This is a genomic window from Winogradskyella thalassocola (assembly GCF_900099995.1).
GTDB lineage: Bacteria > Bacteroidota > Bacteroidia > Flavobacteriales > Flavobacteriaceae > Winogradskyella > Winogradskyella thalassocola.
Window position 1 is genome coordinate 92,345 of sequence record NZ_FNCZ01000004.1, and the last position, 20,149, is coordinate 112,493.

General features: G+C 34.2%; 13 protein-coding genes. 8 read left to right on the plus strand and 5 right to left on the minus strand.

All coding sequences use genetic code 11. The features are described from left to right. Positions 1–168 precede the first annotated feature (168 nt). The 3 genes from BLT80_RS11545 to uvrB all read left to right on the plus strand — a co-directional run bounded on the left by BLT80_RS11545 (position 169) and on the right by uvrB (position 7,822). Positions 169–2,472, plus strand: coding sequence for a T9SS type B sorting domain-containing protein (locus BLT80_RS11545; protein WP_092468122.1), 2,304 nt, complete (start codon positions 169–171; stop codon positions 2,470–2,472). 34 nt (positions 2,473–2,506) lie between these two features. Continuing rightward, positions 2,507–5,662 (plus strand): T9SS type B sorting domain-containing protein, encoded by a 3,156-nt coding sequence (locus BLT80_RS11550; protein ID WP_092468124.1) that lies wholly within the window; start codon positions 2,507–2,509, stop codon positions 5,660–5,662. 156 nt (positions 5,663–5,818) lie between these two features. Then, complete coding sequence (gene uvrB, locus BLT80_RS11555) at positions 5,819–7,822, plus strand: excinuclease ABC subunit UvrB (protein ID WP_092468126.1); 2,004 nt, start codon at positions 5,819–5,821, stop codon at positions 7,820–7,822. A gap of 392 nt (positions 7,823–8,214) precedes the next feature. On the opposite strand, the gene BLT80_RS11560 is transcribed toward uvrB, so the two are convergent. After that, positions 8,215–8,616, minus strand: coding sequence for a hypothetical protein (locus BLT80_RS11560; protein WP_092468128.1), 402 nt, complete (start codon positions 8,614–8,616; stop codon positions 8,215–8,217). A gap of 143 nt (positions 8,617–8,759) precedes the next feature. On the opposite strand from BLT80_RS11560, the gene BLT80_RS11565 reads away from it, so the two are divergent. After that, positions 8,760–9,569, plus strand: coding sequence for an alpha/beta hydrolase (locus BLT80_RS11565; protein WP_092468130.1), 810 nt, complete (start codon positions 8,760–8,762; stop codon positions 9,567–9,569). A 16-nt stretch (positions 9,570–9,585) separates the two neighbouring features. Then, entirely contained in the window at positions 9,586–9,846 is a 261-nt protein-coding gene (locus BLT80_RS11570; RefSeq protein ID WP_092468132.1) for a DUF1456 family protein, read from the plus strand. A 98-nt stretch (positions 9,847–9,944) separates the two neighbouring features. Here BLT80_RS11570 and sucC read toward each other — a convergent pair whose 3' ends face one another. Together sucC and BLT80_RS11580 are read right to left on the minus strand one after the other, a co-directional pair. Further along, entirely contained in the window at positions 9,945–11,138 is a 1,194-nt protein-coding gene (gene sucC, locus BLT80_RS11575) for an ADP-forming succinate--CoA ligase subunit beta (RefSeq protein ID WP_092468134.1), read from the minus strand. Between the two features lie 105 nt (positions 11,139–11,243). Then, a complete protein-coding gene (locus BLT80_RS11580; protein ID WP_092468136.1) occupies positions 11,244–11,900 on the minus strand; it encodes a hypothetical protein in 657 nt (218 codons plus the stop codon). 240 nt (positions 11,901–12,140) lie between these two features. On the opposite strand from BLT80_RS11580, the gene lysA reads away from it, so the two are divergent. The 3 genes from lysA (at position 12,141) to BLT80_RS11595 (ending at position 17,815) form a co-directional block, all read left to right on the plus strand. After that, complete coding sequence (gene lysA / locus BLT80_RS11585; protein WP_092468502.1) at positions 12,141–13,346, plus strand: diaminopimelate decarboxylase; 1,206 nt, start codon at positions 12,141–12,143, stop codon at positions 13,344–13,346. 91 nt (positions 13,347–13,437) lie between these two features. Then, a complete protein-coding gene (locus tag BLT80_RS11590; RefSeq protein WP_092468138.1) occupies positions 13,438–14,448 on the plus strand; it encodes an AI-2E family transporter in 1,011 nt (336 codons plus the stop codon). Positions 14,449–14,545: 97 nt separating this feature from the next. Beyond that, on the plus strand, positions 14,546–17,815 hold the full coding sequence (locus BLT80_RS11595) for a S41 family peptidase (protein ID WP_092468140.1): 3,270 nt from the start codon (positions 14,546–14,548) through the stop codon (positions 17,813–17,815). 128 nt (positions 17,816–17,943) lie between these two features. On the opposite strand, the gene BLT80_RS11600 is transcribed toward BLT80_RS11595, so the two are convergent. Next, the gene (locus BLT80_RS11600) at positions 17,944–19,566 is read right to left on the minus strand and encodes a carboxypeptidase-like regulatory domain-containing protein (RefSeq protein ID WP_092468142.1); all 1,623 of its coding nucleotides are present in this window, start codon (positions 19,564–19,566) and stop codon (positions 17,944–17,946) included. Between the two features lie 4 nt (positions 19,567–19,570). Next, positions 19,571–20,149 (minus strand): hypothetical protein, encoded by a 579-nt coding sequence (locus BLT80_RS11605; protein ID WP_217630757.1) that lies wholly within the window; start codon positions 20,147–20,149, stop codon positions 19,571–19,573.

A 20,149-nucleotide genomic window follows, 5' to 3' on the forward strand; every position in this document is an offset into this window, starting at 1 on the left:
GACTTTACACTACAAATACTATTCTTCACATTTTGAGTTATCACTTAATCTTCTATTTTTGTGATAACTAACTCAACCCTTATTTGAGCAAAAAATAAGCATAACTATTACTTAATAAATAAGAGTAATTTATTACATATTTTTGCTCACTATTTTTATCTAAACTAAATGAAGAATTATACTTTTTTATTATTCCCCCTCGTTCTAATTTTTAACGGTTATTTTTTAATTAATAACACAAATTATTCAACCTACAAAGCCGATAGCACTGCTTGTCCGGCACCAATTATAAACACTTTTAATCCTGCAAGTGGACCTGTAAATACAGAGATCACAATTGATGGAAGTAATTTTTCAACGACATCCTCTGTAGATTTTAATGGTGTAACTGCAAGCTTTACAATACTAAGTGATACTGAAATTTCAATTACGGTTCCTTCTGGGGTTACTGACAGTTCTAATATAACGCTAACGACTTCTGGTGGATGCGACACCACAACTGCTACTAGCTTTTCTTTATTAAATTCTGATTGTAATTCTGCTGACGAGATTTACATCTCAGAAGTTTATGATTCTGACGGAGGAAGCTATGGTGTTATAGAACTCTACAACCCAACCAACACCGCTATTAGTTTAAATACCATTTACGAAGTACAACGTTTTGGAGATATCGGTAATGCAACTCCAAGTGCTACAATCCCACTAGAAGGCTCTATTGCGCCTCTTAGTACTTATATTATCGAAATGGGTGGTACAGGCAATACGTGTAGTGGCTTAACTGCTGGTACATCAGTAGCTGCTGGTATTAATGAAGATGACGAAATTAAATTAGTAAAAAATGGAACTGTCATTGATGTGATGTACACCGATGATGAAATTGGTTACAGCTTTATCAGAAATGCGGATGCAGCTTCACCGAGTACAACATTTAATCTTAACGAATGGTTATTGTTAGAGGATGAAGATTGCTCAAATTTAGGTTCACATACAGCTGACTCTAGCTCTACACCAAATATTACACATCCAAACAATCAAGCTATTTGCGAGAACAGTACAGCGACCTTTTCCGTATCTGTAAATACAGGGTCGTATTCGTACCAATGGCTTGTCCTTAATACTTCTGGAAACTGGGTAAACGTTAGTAACGATAGTAATTATTCTGGTGCAACCACTAGCACATTAAACATTACTAATACTCCAGCTAGTTTTAATGGATTACAATATTACTGTATGATGTCATCTACGGGTTGTAACCTTGTTTCAAATGCAGCTCATCTTGAGGTTTCAAATCCTGAAGTAGATACGTTGCCAAACCAAACGGTTTGTTCTATCTATACATTACCTGTACTGACTAACGGAAATTACTATACAGGAACTAACGGAACAGGAACTCAGCTTAATGCTGGTGATATTATAACATCTTTTCAAACCATCTATATATTTAATACATCCGGCACTGCACCTAATACGTGTCAAAACGAATCTAGCTTCACAGTTTCTATCAGTGGTAATCCACTTGTAAGCGTATTAGAAGACCAAACGGTTTGTTCTGAATATGTACTACCAAGTATAACTAATGGTAATTATTTCACAGCTGCTGATGGAAATGGTACACCTTTAAATGCAGGAGAAATTATATCAACATCACAAACGATTTATATTTATAACGAAGTTGGAGTTGCTCCTAATATCTGTACTAACGAAAGTAGTTTCGATGTAAGCGTAACTGGAACGCCAAATGTAGATACACTTTCTGATGTTTCGATTTGTTCAGAATTTATTTTACCAAACCTTACAGATGGTAACTATTTTACAGGAACTAACGGAACAGGAACGCAACTTAATGCAGGTGCGATTATTTTAACGTCACAAACGATTTATATTTATAACGAAATTGGTACCACTACAGATACTTGTAATAACGAAAGTAGCTTTGATGTAACAATTTATCCATCAACAGATTTTACGCTAACAGATTCGAATATTGAAATCAACGGGGATTCTATAACAATAACAATGTCTGACACGTCAATTGAATACGAATATGCTATTGATGGTTCTAGTTTTCAAAATGAAAATACATTTACAAATGTTTCAGAAGGGACACATACCTTATACGTGCAAGATTCTAATGGTTGTATTGTTAAATCCATTGCTTTTGAAATTGCAACTGCAGCAGAAGAATTAATTATACCTACTGGTTTTTCACCGAACAATGACGACAAAAATGAATGGTTTAACATTCAAGGTTTATATGACGTTTATACCAACCATAAATTAGAAGTCTATAACCGATACGGAACTTTAATTTTTGAAGGAAATAACAATAAAAAATGGTTCGGAATCGCAAATAAAGGCTTAATGCATACGGATAAAGTATTACCTGTAGGCACCTACTTTTATGTCTTATATTTAAATGAGCCTAATACAAATTCTAAACCTTTTACAGGTTGGGTTTATCTAAATAAATAAAACCAATTATTTTTTCAACGTCTAATTTGAAGCAATGAAGCGCATTAATTTATTAATTCACTATACCTACGTCTTAAGTTTATTTTTTATAACCAACGCTTATGCCACAGTAGGTAGCGATGTTATAACAGACAAGAGCGTTTGTCCTGCACCAATAATTAATACGTTTACACCTTCTAGTGGACCAGAAAACACATTAATCACTATTAGCGGTAGCAACTTCAATGGTGCTGCTTCTGTCTCTATTGATGGAGTCTCTACTTCATTTACAATTATAAACGATTCTCAAATTACAGCGATTATACCTGCAGGTGCCGTCGATACTTCTAGCATTTCCATAATAAGTACTGGTGGTTGCACAGGAACGTCATCTACAGATTTTACAGTGATAGCTTCAGATTGTGAACCTGCTGATATATATATTTCAGAAATATACGATGCCAATAGTGGTGATTACGCGGTTATAGAACTTTACAACCCTACAAACTCTCCTGTGGTTATCGATAATATTTATATCATAGAACGCTATGGAGATGTAGGAAACGCGACACCCAATAATACCTTTAGTGATATTGTAGGGACAATTGCTCCATTAAGTACTTTTGTCATTCAAATGGGAAGCGGTACCAATTGCTCTCCTCTAGATGTGGATTTTAATATTCCGACAGGAATTAATGATAACGATGAATTCAAACTATTTAAAAACGGAATCCTTATTGATGTTGTAAATTCACCTGATGAGAGAGGCTATACCGTTATCAGAAATGCGGATGCTCCAATACCACAAACGACATACGACAGTAACGATTGGTCTATTGACTCTAGTGAAAATTGTTCAGATTTAGGGTCACATACGGCAGATCCAATTACGAATACCATTCCAGATATTATAGACCCTATAACACAAACCATTTGCGAGAATGGTACTGTAACGTTTAACACGACTTTAGATACTAGTATATTCCAATACCAATGGAAAGTTCTTGATGCTTCAGGAAACTGGGTAAATGTCGCTAACGCTAGTCCATATTCTGGCGCACAAACTAGCGCGTTAGTAATCACTAATGCTCCTTTAAGTTTTGATGGAAACCAATATTACTGTGAAGTTAACTATAATTCTTGTCCGTTAATAACGAAAGCTGCTCAATTAATTATCGATAGTCCCGCTGTAGATACTCTTTCTGATCAAACCGTATGTTCAAATTATACGTTACCAGTCTTAACCGACGGAGATTATTATACCGCAACAGATGGTGCAGGAACACAACTCAATGCTGGTGATGTTATTTCGACAACACAAACCATTTACATCTATAACGAAATAGGCACGGCACCAAACACTTGTCATAATGAAAGTAGTTTCGAGGTGACTATTACCGGAACTCCAGATGTAGATACCATTGCGAATCAAACTGTGTGTTCAAGTTATACGTTACCTGCCTTAACTGACGGAGATTATTATACTGCAACAGATGGTGCAGGAACACAACTCAATGCCGGTGATGTTATTTCGACAACACAAACTATTTACATTTATAATGAAATAGGCACGGCACCAAACACTTGTCATAATGAAAGTAGTTTCGAGGTGACTATTACCGGAACTCCAGATGTAGATACAATTGCGAATCAAACTGTGTGTTCAAGTTATACGTTACCTGCCTTAACTGACGGAGATTATTATACTGCAACAGATGGTGCAGGAACACAACTCAATGCTGGTGATGTTATTTCTACAACACAAACTATTTACATTTATAATGAAATTGGAACAGCACCAAATGATTGCTCAAATGAAAGTAGCTTTGATGTAACAGTAAGTGGAACACCAAATGTAGATGCACTTTCTGACCAAACGGAATGTGGATCATACACCTTACCAGCACTTACCAATGGAAATTATTTTACAGGTTCAAACGGTACAGGTACACCATTAAATGCTGGTGACACCATTTCGACTACACAAACTATTTTTATTTATATTGAAATTGGTACAGCACCAGACACTTGTAATAACGAAAGTAGCTTTGAAGTCACTATTACTAGTGCACCAGCTGTAGATACCATTGCTAATCAAGCTGTGTGTTCTAATTACACATTACCAGCACTAACCGATGGAAACTATTATACAGGTCCTAATGGTACAGGAACCCCACTCAATGCTGGTGAGGTTATTTCAACAACACAAACCATTTATATTTATAACGAAACAGGAATAGCGCCTAATACGTGTTCTAACGAAAGTAGTTTTGAGGTTACTGTAAGTGGTACACCTAATGTAGATACACTTTCTGATCAAACGGAATGTGGGTTATATACCTTACCAACACTTACTAATGGTAATTATTTTACAGGCACAAACGGTACAGGTACACCACTAAACGCTGGTGATACCATTTCGACTACACAAACCATTTATATTTATGTTGAAATTGGTACAGTTCCAGACACTTGTCATAATGAAAGTAGTTTTGATATTACAATTACGGGTGCTCCAAGTGTAGATACCTTGGCTAACCAAATTATTTGTTCAGAATATACATTACCTACACTAACCAACGGTAACTATTTTACAGGACCAAGCGGTACAGGAACCCTATTTAATGCTGGAGATATTATTACTAATTCGCAAACCTTATACATTTATAATGAAATAGGCACCGCACCAAATACCTGCTCTAATGAAAGTAGTTTTGACATTACTATTAATGACGCGGTAGATTTTACTTTAGATGAATCCAATATTTCAATAAGCAACAGTACGCTTATGGTTACTATGACAGATCAAACTTTAGACTATTTATACGCTATTGATTATTCTAGTACTCAAACCTCCAATGTTTTTAATGATCTAACAGAAGGTATTCACACGTTATATGTCACGGATCTTAATGGCTGTATCATTAAATCACTCTCTTTTCAGATTGAAGTAGACCTTTTTATTCCTGCATTTTTCACTCCTAATAACGATAATGCTCATGATACGTGGACCGTTATTGATAGAAACCGTATTGTAAAAGAAATACTTATTTTTAATAGATATGGTAAGCTTATTAAGCAATTAATTCCTTCAAATTATTCATGGGATGGCTATTACAACGGAAAAATGCTAGAATCAAATGATTTCTGGTATTTAATTACATTAGTAAATGGTGATGAGCTTAGAGGCCATTTTGCTTTAAAGCATTAAGGTATATAACTACTACTTCTAGTAAAAAAGGAGTATCTATATTGCACAATCTTTAAAAAGGACTTCAGATTTTAGATCTTGAAGTTCTTTTTATTTTAACGCAATTGTAACGCACTTCGCAATTAAATTATAAGTGCTTTATTGTAACTTTGCAGTATGCGATTTAAAATTGAGTCCGAATTTAAACCTACTGGTGATCAGCCACAAGCTATAAAAAAATTAGCTGCTGGTATTGAAGGAAAAGAAAAATACCAAACGCTTTTGGGTGTTACTGGTTCTGGTAAAACCTTTACAGTTGCCAACGTTATTGAAGAATTGCAACGACCAACTTTGGTTTTGGCACATAACAAAACTTTGGCTGCACAACTCTACTCCGAATTCAAACAGTTTTTTCCTGAAAATGCTGTTGAGTATTTTGTGTCCTACTACGACTATTACCAACCCGAAGCCTACATTCCTACGTCTGGTGTATATATAGAAAAAGATTTATCTATCAATGAGGAAATTGAGAAGATGCGTTTAAGCACCACGTCTTCCCTTCTCTCTGGTCGTCGTGATGTGATTGTCATTGCCTCCGTATCTTGTTTATATGGTATTGGGAATCCTGTAGAATTTCAAAAGAATGTGATTTCGATAGAGCGTGATCAAGTTATTTCTCGTACTAAATTATTACATCAACTGGTTCAAAGTTTATATTCTAGAACAGAATCTGAATTTAAAAACGGAAACTTTAGAATAAAAGGTGATACAGTAGATGTATTTCCTGGTTATGCGGATCATGCCTTTAGAATTCACTTTTTTGGTGATGAAATTGAAGAAATTGAAGCGTTTGATGCAAGGTCTAATGAGATTATAGAACGTTATGATCGCTTAAATATCTATCCTGCAAACATGTTCGTAACATCTCCTGATGTGCTAAACGGCGCGATAAAAGACATACAAGACGATTTAGTAAAACAATACGATTACTTTAAAGACATAGGTAAACATCTTGAAGCCAAACGCCTTAAAGAACGTACAGAATTCGATCTAGAAATGATTCGGGAATTAGGGTATTGTTCAGGTATTGAGAATTATTCTCGATATTTAGACGGACGATTACCAGGAACGCGACCATTCTGTTTGCTCGATTATTTTCCGGATGATTTTTTAATGGTGGTTGATGAAAGTCACGTGACCATTTCACAAGTCCATGCCATGTACGGAGGTGACCGAAGTAGAAAAGTCAACTTAGTTGATTATGGTTTCCGATTGCCAGCCGCCATGGACAATAGACCTTTGAAGTTTGAAGAATTTGAAGCGCTTCAAAATCAAGTGATCTATGTTTCTGCCACTCCAGCAGATTACGAAATGCAAAAAACAGATGGAGTTTATGTTGAACAAGTCATTCGACCAACAGGATTATTAGATCCTATTATTGAAGTCAGACCAAGTCTAAATCAGATTGATGATTTAATTGAAGAAATTCAAAATCGTGTTGAAAAAGACGAACGGACTTTAGTAACCACATTGACTAAACGAATGGCGGAAGAATTGACAAAATATTTAACCAGAATTTCAATTCGTACCCGATATATTCATAGTGATGTAGATACTTTGGAACGTGTAGAAATAATGCAAGATTTACGAAAAGGTGTCTTTGATGTTTTGGTAGGTGTCAACTTACTACGTGAAGGTTTAGATTTACCTGAAGTATCGCTAGTTGCTATTTTAGATGCTGACAAGGAAGGTTTTTTAAGGTCCGCACGTTCTTTAACGCAAACCGTTGGTAGAGCGGCAAGAAACTTAAATGGGAAAGCGATTATGTATGCTGATAAAATCACAAAAAGTATGCAAAAAACAATGGACGAAACGGAATATCGTCGTGAAAAACAAATCGCCTATAACACCAAACATAATCTTGTTCCTAAAGCTTTAAATAAGAGTTTAAATAGTGCTTTAACTCAAAATTCAGTGAGTACATACAGAACAGAATTGGATGCACAAATAGCAGCTGAACCAGAAAGTGATTATTTAAATAAAGGGGAATTAGAAAAGAAAATTAGAGAACGTCGTAAACTTATGGAACAAGCTGCAAAAGCATTAGACTTTTTAGAAGCTGCACGTTTTAGAGATGAGATAACTGCTTATCAGAGTAAGTTAGAGAAGTTGAAGGTGTGAAACGGTGGTCAGTAGTCAGTGGTCAGTACAAAGTGTGAAGTGTGAAGTGTGAAGTGTGAAGTGTGAAGTGTGAAGTGTGAAGTGTGAAGTGTGAAGTGTGAAGTGTGAAGTGTGAAGTGTGAAGTGTGAAGTGTGAAACTAAAAAAAAATTGACGGAAGGTTGGAAGATTTTACAAAAAGTTGCGAAAGAGGAAAAATTCCGAAACGCAATAATTAAATTTCAAGATTAAAAACTGAGACTGAGACTAAAACTGAAAACTATTACACGAAGTTACACAGAGAAGGCACAAAGATTCACAGAGAGATTGTTCTAAAAATTAAGCCTATATTCAAATAGGATAGCTTTTTAAAATTACCATTGAGACTGCAAACTGAAGACTAGATACTGAAGACTAGTTATACTGCACCTTAAAAATATCAATCAAGAAATCTGGTGGTACAATTTTATTAGGAAAACTATCCATTAAATCAAGAACTCTGTTAATTGATTCATGACTTAATCCCATTCGTAATCCAAAGTTGTGAATTTTAACCAATTGTTTTGGCGCTACTTTATGATCGAGATTCATAAGCAATATTAATCGGTGAAACTGAACAATGCGTTCGCTATGCGATTTTAAATGCACATAAGTTACAGGATGTTCAAAGAGGTATTTAAAATCTTCTTTTGAAATCTCCAATTGCTTAGCAATACTATATAAAAATTTATATTCAATAGATCTTATATTTTCATCTGTTTGAGCGAATGCAATCATCTCAGAAAGTAAACTCAATTTTTCAACACGATTAATCATGACTATACGGGGATTAATTTAATAGTGTAAAGTTACAGAGGTAGTTTATTTTATTGTCGTTGATATAATGTATCTTGTCGAAAAATTAAATGTACTTGGTCGATTTTTTTAAACTTTTGTCACACTAAAACATCATTAAAATAATGAAATTGAAGTATTTATACTTGCTAATTCTAGCATTTATAGCAACCCAAATTACAGCACAAAGCACTGCTTCACAACATATTACAAAATTTACGATAGCAGCTCCTCAACTAGATTCTGTAAAAACTATTTGGGTGTATTTACCTACAAATTATAAAAATTCTGAAAAGTCATATTCTGTCATTTATATGCATGATGCACAAAACTTATTTGATGCAGAAACATCCTTTGTTGGAGAATGGGAAGTTGATGAATATATGGATACATTAACGGATAACGAAAGTATAATTATTGGAATAGAACACGGCAACGCCAAACGCACTGATGAACTCACACCATATGAGCATGAAAAACATGGAGGAGGACAAGGGGATGCCTATTTAAGTTTTATAAAGAACACATTAAAACCGCACATTGATAAGACTTATAGAACTAAATCAGACGCAGAACACACCACTATTTTTGGTTCGTCGTTAGGTGGTTTAATATCGTTTTATGCCGTAATAAAATATCCTGAAACATTTGGTAAAGCTGGAGTCTTCTCCCCTGCCTTTTGGATAAATCCTGAGATTTTTGATTTAGTAGAAAACACTAAAATTCCAGAAACTTCAAAGTTTTATTTTTTAGCTGGTACCAATGAAGGTGAAACCATGATTCCGAAGTTAGAAGAAATGATTAAATTACTTCAATCTAAAGGTGTTCATAAATCGCAATTTGAAAGCCATCATATTGAAGGTGGACAACACAATGAAAAACTTTGGGCGACTCATTTTGGAGAGGCGTATCACTATCTAACATCCAACAATTAAAGACAAACAACGTATTATGACAAACAACGACATATTTAAAAAACTAAGAGTAGCGCACAAACTAAGAGACGATGATATCGTAAAAATCTTAGAATTAGTAGATTTTAGAATTTCTAAAAGTGAACTGAATGCGATGTTCCGAAACGAAGAGCATCCGAAATACATGGAATGTGGTGATCAAGTTCTAAGAAACTTCTTGAATGGTTTGATTATTCATTTACGTGGACCAATGCCTAAAAAAGGAGAGAAAAAGAAAGAGGAAAAGAAGAAAGATTAAATTCTATAATTATAGAGACAAAAAAAGAGCAACATTAAATGTTGCTCTTTTTTTATATGTAATAATACCTATCAGGCTTTTAAAACCTTATCGGATACTTATTTATTTAATACATCTTGCACCTTATCAGCTGCTTCTTGGAATTCAGTTGCACTCATTACATCTAAACCAGAATTATCAATTAATTCTTTTGCGATGTCTGCATTTGTTCCTTGTAAACGTACAATGATCGGCACTGTAATGTTACCCATGTTTTTATACGCATCAATGACACCTTGTGCAACACGATCACATCTTACAATTCCACCAAAAATATTGATTAAGATCGCTTTTACAGCAGGATCTTTTAATATGATTTTGAATGCTGCTTCTACTCTAGCTGCATCTGCAGTACCACCAACATCTAAAAAGTTAGCTGGCTCACCACCTGCTTGCTTAATTAAATCCATGGTTGCCATTGCTAAACCAGCACCATTTACCATACAACCAACGTTTCCGTCTAAGTCCACATAGTTTAAACCTAAAGCTCCTGCTTCAACTTCAATCTGGTTTTCTTCACGTAAGTCACGTAATTGCGCTAAATCTCTGTGTCTGTATAATGCGTTAGCATCTAAAGTTACTTTAGCATCAACAGCCATTATTTTATCATCACTTGTTTTTAAAACAGGATTGATTTCAAATAAAGAGGCATCAGATTTATCGTAAGCAGTATATAAAGCCGTAACAAATTTTGTCATTTCTTTAAAAGCCGTTCCAGATAAACCTAAGTTAAAAGCAATGCGACGCGCTTGAAAAGGTAAAATCCCTGTAGCAGGATCAATTTCTTCATTATGTATTAATTCTGGAGTTTCTTCAGCAACCGTTTCAATATCCATTCCACCTTCTGTAGAATATACAATCATGTTTCTTCCTGTAGCACGATTTAATAAAACAGACATGTAATATTCGTTTGGCTCATTTTCGCCAGGATAGTAAACATCTTCCGCAACTAAAACTTGATGAACACGTTTTCCTTCCGCTGAAGTTTGAGGTGTTACCAAATCCATTCCTATGATTTGTCCTGCAATTTCTTCAACTTCTTTAAGGTTCTTAGCCAATTTTACGCCTCCACCTTTTCCACGTCCACCTGCATGAACCTGTGCTTTTATAACATGCCAACTTGTACCAGTTTCAGCCGTTAATTGCTTTGCTGCATCAACAGCTTCTTTAGCACTTTGGGCTACAATACCACGTTGAATACGTACTCCAAAACTGCTTAATAATTCTTTTCCTTGATATTCGTGTAAATTCATTTTTGATCAGAAATTTAATGGTCTGACAAAAGTAAGCATACTAATAGTTTTTACCAATAGTTTTTAAAATTGATTTAACGCTTTTCAACACACGTTCTAGAACGTTTAATCAATTAAACGCTTTATAGCTGAAAATGCCTTATCAACTAAATGGTCCTCAACTACAATGGTAAACTCGTTAGTCGTCGAAACCACTTCATATAAGGTAATATTTTCCCATGCTAAACGCTTAAAAATTTGATAATACAGCCCCACTATCTTAGAATTCCCTTTGGGCAAATAAATACTAATGGCAGACAGTTTTTCTTGTAATCCTATTTGATTTTCTTTTTTGAATGCTTTGAGAACACTCTCTTTTTCAGAAGTGGATATTATTATATTACTTTCAAACATGCCACGCGTAAAGGCATAAAACGTTTGATGATTTTCACTAATTTTCTCTAAAACTTGAGAATGACTATGTATTAAGGTTTTTGAATTCTGAAAGGTAAAATCACTTAGATTAGAGCGTACCGTAATATCGCCTAATTCATTAAAGGTCTTCTTTAAACTTTTTGAATTTTCTAGATTTAACGGTTGTTGATAACGACGTAAAGCCATCATAATAGCTCCATCTTTTATAGGCTTCCGTAACATTTTAGAAATCGGTGCATTCAACTCTTTAGCTAAAGCAGAAAAATTTATAATTTCTCTAGATAAGCCTTCTTCTAAGAAGGGACTAGCCACAATAATATCTTGAACACAGGAGGCAATAGTTTTCACACGTTTAAATTTTGATAATTCTAAAGAAAAATAATTATAAAATTAAGAACGTGTGGAACCACTTCGTTCTCGCATTTAAAAGCTTCAATATTACTTAAATAAAATATTCAACTTTTAAATACGTGTTTCAATTTGTTAACTATTTAACATTTTGTGTAAAAATAACCATTTTTTGTCATTTTTATGTTTATTATATGGATTACATATATTTTCGCCATCTCACTTAAAGACAAAGAAAGAATGAAAGATAGTACCTTATTACAAATTGCAAAGGATTTTGGAAGTCCTGTTTATGTTTATGACGCTGAAAAAATTGAATTTCAATACAAGCGATTAACAAAAGCATTTAGTAAGGTAAAAAATCTGAAGCTTAATTATGCCGTTAAAGCATTGTCGAATATTTCTGTGTTACGATTATTTAACAAGTTGGGCTCAGGAATTGATACAGTTTCCATTCAAGAATTACGATTAGGTTTAAAAGCCGGATTTAAACCAGAAGATATTATTTTCACTCCTAATGGTGTATCTCTTGAAGAGATTGAAGAAGCTGCTAAATTAGGTGTACAGATTAACATTGATAACCTTTCAATCTTAGAACAATTTGGAACGAAGCATCCTAAAGTTCCTGTTTGTATCCGAATAAATCCACATGTAATGGCTGGTGGAAACACCAATATTTCTGTTGGACATATTGATAGTAAATTCGGAATTTCAATTCATCAGATTCCTCTATTACTCCGCATTGTAGAAAACACCAATATGAATATCAACGGTATTCATATGCATACAGGAAGTGATATTTTAGATATTGATGTCTTTTTATATGCTAGTGAAATTTTATTTGATACAGCTAAAAACTTCAAAACGCTTCAATTTATAGATTTCGGTTCCGGATTTAAAGTACCTTATAAAAAAGGAGATATTGAAACCAATATTGAAGAATTAGGAGAGAAATTATCACAACGTTTCAACGAATTCTGCAAAGAATATGGTAAAGATTTAACCTTAGCCTTTGAACCTGGTAAATTTCTCGTTAGTGAAGCTGGTGTGTTTTTAGCTAAAGTCAATGTGGTGAAACAAACCACCTCAACTGTTTTTGCGCAGATTGATTCTGGTTTTAACCATTTAATTCGACCAATGCTTTACGGTTCGCAACATGATATTCTAAACATTTCAAATCCAAAAGGACGCGAACGTTTTTATTCTGTAGTGGGTTATATTTGTGAAACGGATACGTTTGCAAATAACAGACGCATTTCTGAAATCAACGAAAACGACATTCTATGTTTTAAAAATGCAGGTGCTTATTGTTATTCTATGGCCAGCAACTACAACTCGCGCTACAGACCAGCAGAAGTATTACTTTACAAGGGGAAGGCGCATTTAATAAGAAAACGTGAAACTTTTGATGACATCCTAAATAACCAAGTAGAGATCGTTTTATAGGGCTCATTAATTGAGTTAATTATTTATTTATTTAGGGTACGTTTCCCATCGACTCGCTGTTATCTTTGAAGGACTTTTAAACTGTTTCTAAATGAATCAAATTCCTCCTAAAATAATTCGTCAAATCTTTGTTTTACTTTTAATCTTACTATTTGGTAGTTTGATTTTTCGTGAAATGCTACCCTATTTAAGTGGTGTTTTAGGAGCAATTACATTCTATATACTGTTACGGAAACCAATGAAAAAGTTGGTGAATCAGTATTCTTGGAAACCTACATTGGCTGCAATGACCTTAATGTTAGGGTCGTTTGTTGTTATAATGGTGCCACTTACTGGCTTTGGAATAATGTTAGGAAATAAAATTTCTGATGTGGCTGGCAATAGTGAAAAAGTTATTGATGCTTTTAAAGATCAGGTTAGCAAAATAAAATTTGAAACTGGATTTGATGTCAACTCTCAAATTGATACGCAAGGGATAACCACATGGCTTTCTGAAAGTTTACAAAGCATGGCTGGTAACACCTTTAACTTACTTATAGCCATAGGACTGATGTACTTCATGCTATTTTTCATGTTAACAAACAGAAAGGAATTAAGACAATCCTTACGTGATTATCTGCCTTTAAACACAGATAATGTTAACGAAATAGGTAAAGAAGTACAAGCCATGGTAAAATCTAATGCTATTGGTATTCCACTAGTTGCTTTGGCTCAAGGTATTATCGCTCTGATTGGTTTTCTAATTTTTGGTATTGAAGAACCGTTCTTTTGGTTTGTTATTGTTACCATAGGGTCCATGATTCCATTCATTGGAACCTTTATAGGAATCATACCTGTATTTATATTGTCCTTATCCGCTGGAAATTCATTTCAGGCATGGGGAATTTTAATATATGGTGTTGTTGTGGTAGGTTTAACCGATAATATTATCAGACTATACGTCTTAAAGAAATTAGATGATGTCCATCCTTTAATCACGTTGATTGGTGTTATTGTCGGTGTGCCATTATTCGGGTTTATAGGGTTAATTTTCGGCCCCTTATTAATCAGTATTTTCATGGCTTTAGTCAGAATTTACAAAGAAGAATATGGTAAGTCTTAGATAGATGGTCTTTGGAATTTATTAAATTTTAATAATGGTAACTAAGTTATTAGTAACTTTATAACTTCATCATAATTAATTTAACCAACCCTCTCTCATGACGTTAAAATTTAAAACGCAGCATCAAACTCCAATTCTTACTGTAGTATTTCTATTCACCAGCATTTTATCATTTGCACAAGGCACAAGATTACTCCGGTCACCAGATATAAGTGCGACTCATATTACTTATACATACGGAAGCGATATTTGGGTTTCTGCATTAAACTCTAGCGACTCTAAGCGCATCACTTCTACTGCTGCCGTGGAATCTCATCCTTACTTTTCACCTGATGGCAATTGGATTGCATTTAGTTCTGACAGAGCTGGAACAGAAAACGTTTATGTAGTTTCTAAAAATGGAGGAGAGCCAAAACGCTTAACATGGCATCCTAGCGGCTCTGTAGTTAGAGGTTGGACAAATGATGGAAAGCATATCTTATTTGCGAGTAACAGAGAAACAGCACCACGACCATATAACAGACTTTACACGATTTCGGTTGAAGGCGGAGCACCGCAACTCTTAACAAAACAATGGAGTAATGATGGCTCTTATTCACCAGACGGAACGCAATTGATTTTAGACAAAATGGATCGTTGGGATGAAGAATGGCGCGTCTACAGAGGAGGACAAAATACACCACTTATTATATTGGATTTAAAAACGCAGAATGAAGTTTTACTTCCTAATGAAAAAACCACCGATATACAACCGATGTGGTTAGGTGAAAGCATTTATTTCCTGTCTGATCGCGATTTAGTAGCGAATATTTGGTCTTTCAATCCGAAGACAAAATCAATTCAACAAATTACAACTTTTAAAGGTTCTGATGTGAAATGGCTAAGTGGTAATGATGATACTTTGATTTATGAACGCGATGGTTTTATACATACCATGAACATTTCAACAGGCAAGCACACCCAATTATCAATTACTGTTGTTGGTGATTTTCCTTGGTCAGAAACCAAATGGGAAGATGTTTCTAATTCCACCCGTTCAGCATCTTTATCTCCTAATGGTAAACGTGCCATTATGCAATCTCGTGGAGATATCTTTACAATTCCTGTAGAATTTGGTGATTCTAGAAATATTACTGAAAGTTCTGGCACCGCAGACAGACGACCAATTTGGTCTCCAAAAGGTGATAAAATCGCTTGGTTTTCTGATGCCGATAGAAAAAATTATGCGTTAATGATTTCTGATCAGGATGGGTTATCAAAACCTGAAACGATTTCTATTGGAGAATCTAAACTAGCTTGGAACCCGACATGGTCTCCAGACGGAAAACATATTGCCTTTGTTGATGATGATGTACGTTTACGTTTTGTAAACTTAGAAACGAAAAAAGTAAAAACCATTGATATTGGTGGAACCAACTTAGAACGTAATAGTATTGAATTAAAGTGGTCACCAGATAGTAATTGGATTGCCTATCAAAAATCGGCTTCCAATAACTTTAGACAAATTTACATCTACTCTATCGAGAAAGATACGACTAAACCAATTACAGATGCTTTTGCAGATTCTTTTTCTCCGGCATGGGATTTAAACAAGAAACAACTTTACTTTTTAGCAAGTACCGATGTTGCACTTGGATCGGGTTGGGCGAATACCAGTTCTATGACAGCAAATCCTGCCTACACTGCTTATGTTATTAATTTAGATGCTAATGATGATTCCCCTTTTAAACCGAAAAGTGATGAAGAAGACATCAAAAAAGAAGATGAGGAGAAACCTAATGATAAAAAAGACGATAAAGATTCTAAAGAAAAAAAGGAAGATGACAATAAAATAATGCACATCGATTTTGAAAATATTGGTCGCCGTACACTAGCATTACCGATACCTTCAAGAAATTATGGGTATATCATTGCTGGTCAAAAAGGATCTCTATTTATCTCAGAATATGTGCCAAATGATAGAGGCGCACTACTTCACAAATTTGATCTTGAAAAACAAGAAAACAAAGAATTTGCATCTGGTGTGCGTTCGGTTTCGGTTACCACAAATGGCGAACATATGTTAGCTCAGATTAATGGTGATTGGCAAGTGATTAGTACCAAAGGTGGAGATGCAAAAGGTGGCAAACGCCTTAAAGTTAATTTACAAATGAATTTAGATCGTGCCGCAGAATGGGAACAAATGTTTGAAGAAGCTTGGAGATATGAACGCGACTATTTTTACGATCCAAATATGCATGGTCGTGATTGGAATGTTGTTTACAAACGATACGCACCATTGGTTCCGTTTATAAAGCATCGTGCCGATTTATATTACATTTTAGATCAAGTGAATGGTGAATTATCCGTTGGTCATAGTTTTGTTAGAGGAGGCGATTATCCAGATATTGAAAGATCTACAACAGGCCTATTAGGTGCTGATATGAGTACCGACAAAAACCATTGGAAAATCGATCGTATTTTCACTACTGAAAGTTGGAATCCAGGTTTAACAGGTCCTTTAGACGCCCCTGGATTAAACATAAAAGAAGGTCAATATATTGTAGGTATCAATGGAAAAGAAATAAAAGCCAATGACAATTTTTATAAATATTTAGATGGTGCTTCAGGGAAACAAACTATTCTTCATATTAATGACAAACCAGAATTTAAAGGCAACTGGAAAGAAATTGTTGAACCTATTTCTAATGAAAACTCGTTAAGACAACGCACATGGGTTGAGGACAATCGCAGATTAGTAGACAAATTATCAAACGGTCGTATAGGATATATTTGGGTTCCGAATACCGGAGGTCCTGGTTTTGTCTCTTTCAATAGATATTACTTTGCGCAACAAGATAAAGAAGGTGCTGTTATTGATGAACGTTTTAATGGTGGTGGTTTATTAGATGATTATATGGTAGATTTAATGACACGTAGCTTAAGAGCTGGTTTAACCAATGAAGTGCCAAATGGTAAACCGTTAACACTTCCTGCAGGTATATTAGGTCCGAAAGTGTTATTAATTAATGAACTTGCGGGTTCTGGTGGAGATTTCTTCCCATGGGTATTTAGACAGCAGAATGTTGGTAAATTAATTGGTATGACAACTTGGGGAGGTTTAGTTAAATCTTCAACACATTATGCTTTAATCGATGGTGGTTCATTAACTTCGCCAGACAATGCAGTGTTTGATCCTATAAATAATAAATGGATTGCCGAGAACGAAGGAGTGGCACCAGATATTGAAGTTAGACAAGATGCAAAAGCATTGTCCAATGGAAATGATCCTCAGCTTGAAAAAGCCATCGAAGAATTAATGAAGCAATTAGGTATTAAAACAGACGTTAAAGCACCTAAGTTCCCAAGACCCGCAACAGGCAATTAATATAAAATATGACAGGTTTAGATATAGTAATGGTATTTGCCGTAATCCTTTTCGCAAGATTAGGAGTCCGGTTGGTATCTAAATACATTAAAATGAAAAAAGACGACACGAATGAAGAAACAGAATAACTAACGCTTAGCCTCTGAGGTTTCCTTTAAAGGAGAATTAACCCAATATTTATTGAAATCCACAGTTTTATTATTCAACAAACTAGTGGACAATGGCATGGATTTATTGACTAATAATAAATCTGGATTTAGTGATTTGTCTGTGAAAATTTCTTGAGTAAAAAATTCTCTAAACTGAAACCCTAATAGTTTTGATTCCTTGTAAATAGTAACACCAGAAACATCCTTAATTTTTTTCAATTTATAAGAAAAATCTTCTGAAGTCACGTCGGCTATATTTAGAGCAGTCCCAGCTGACCAATCTAAAACGTCTATCCTAACAACGTTATTTTTAACTAACTCTATATGTTTTACCATCAGCTTTTTCTCTTTAAAAAAGAGCTTAAACCTACTTTTACTTTGAATAGAAGCTTTGTCTATCGATTTATTAAACGTAATATAAAAAGCCTCATCATTAGGATCAAATTCAAAATCATCAACACTTAAAGGGTTGGGTTCTTTTATTATAAATCTATTATTAAAGGTCATATAACTCAGATACATCTTCCCGCCTATATCCTTATATTCAATATTAATTTTGAATAGCGTATTTGATTCTTCTGCTTTATTACTACTAAATCCAAAACCATAACCATTTCCCGAACGACCAGTATTATAGTCCGAGTTTTCAAATACATGATAATTTAGTCTGTTAACTGCATACGTAGATTTAGAGATATAAATTTTTCCTTTCGCCTTAAATTTTGACTGCATGCCTTCTTTAGAATAAAAGCTTATTTCATATAAAAGTTCATCCCCCATAAAGACCACTTTAGGACTCTCAAAAGTATGATTCATAATAAAATTATCCTTTAAAACGTAAATAAAAGAAAAGCTTGATTTATCATAATTCCTAATCGGATTATGGATATTTAAAATTTCTAATTCATTCCTAATGGTTGTTCCTAATCTCGCATTATCATCTGCATCTATTATTTTAGACTCACCATAAATACTATTGAGCAATAATGTATCTTGATAAAAATCCTTATTAAGTTTATATGAATAAATCGCTGTTTGATTGTCCTTATACATAAACTTATTGGTTTTAAAACCAGCATCAAAATTTTCTATAATACCCTCATTTAAGTTGTAATAATTATCATTTACAACCTGGTAATCCCTATAGTAACCGATATAAGAATGCGGTTCATTTGGGTAATTTTTTGGTATACTAGAAATAGCTTTTCTTATGATTTCTACAGATGACTCTGTCGTATTACGATTTGTTTTTTTTGACGTCACTAAAACAGCGTCCAAACTTTCAATTTTAGGTATAAGATTGATGATGTTAATACTTTTAGAATCTAAAGTATTAATACTTAACACCAACGTTTCATAGCCTATAGATGAAATAATGATGCGTTTATTGGTTTGTACCAAATGACCTGGCAGTCTAAAACTCCCCTCATCATTAGCCACAAGACCTGCTGATTCCCCTTCAAACTGAATTGTAGCATAAGACACTGGGAATTTTTCATTGCTATCTAAAATTCTACAAATTAACTCTACGGCTCCTTGACTCATCACTATTGAAGAGTAACAAAGTAAAACTACAATAGAGAAAATTGATTTTTTAGTCATGAAATTAAGATTTCACTTTCCCAGTAAAAAAATTCACTTTAGAATTTATAGGGTTTCCAGTAGTTCTTCGGTAAATCGATAATTGTCCACAGTGCCAAATAGCGTCTGCAATTGGTCCATTAACTTGGTTCCAAAACGAAATTTCGCGTTCTCCAAAAATAATTTTGTATTGCGAAATATCATCACTTGTTCTTAAAATATCTGCAGCTGTTTTTAAATTGAGTAATGTTTTAGATCTCAACTCTTCAAATGACAAATCTTCGTTTTCTCTAATATTAGGTTGCTTTAAAGTTGAATTAACAATGGTTTTAGACAAACTATAAATATGATTTATGGTTTCTTCTGAAGACCTACCTTCTTCATTAGCTTTAAAAGCTAAATCTTTTTCAGTTAAGCTGTCTGTGGCCCAATAAAACCGAAATCCTAAGGCATCAATCATACGTGCAGCCATAGTGCCTGCTGTAAATTCTTCTGAAATTTCAGGTAATTCATAATACGGAAGTTCATCGTTATTTTGAGCGTCACTAAACATTGGAACTATGATATTACAGATTAATAAAATCCTTATAATTAGAGTTTTCAC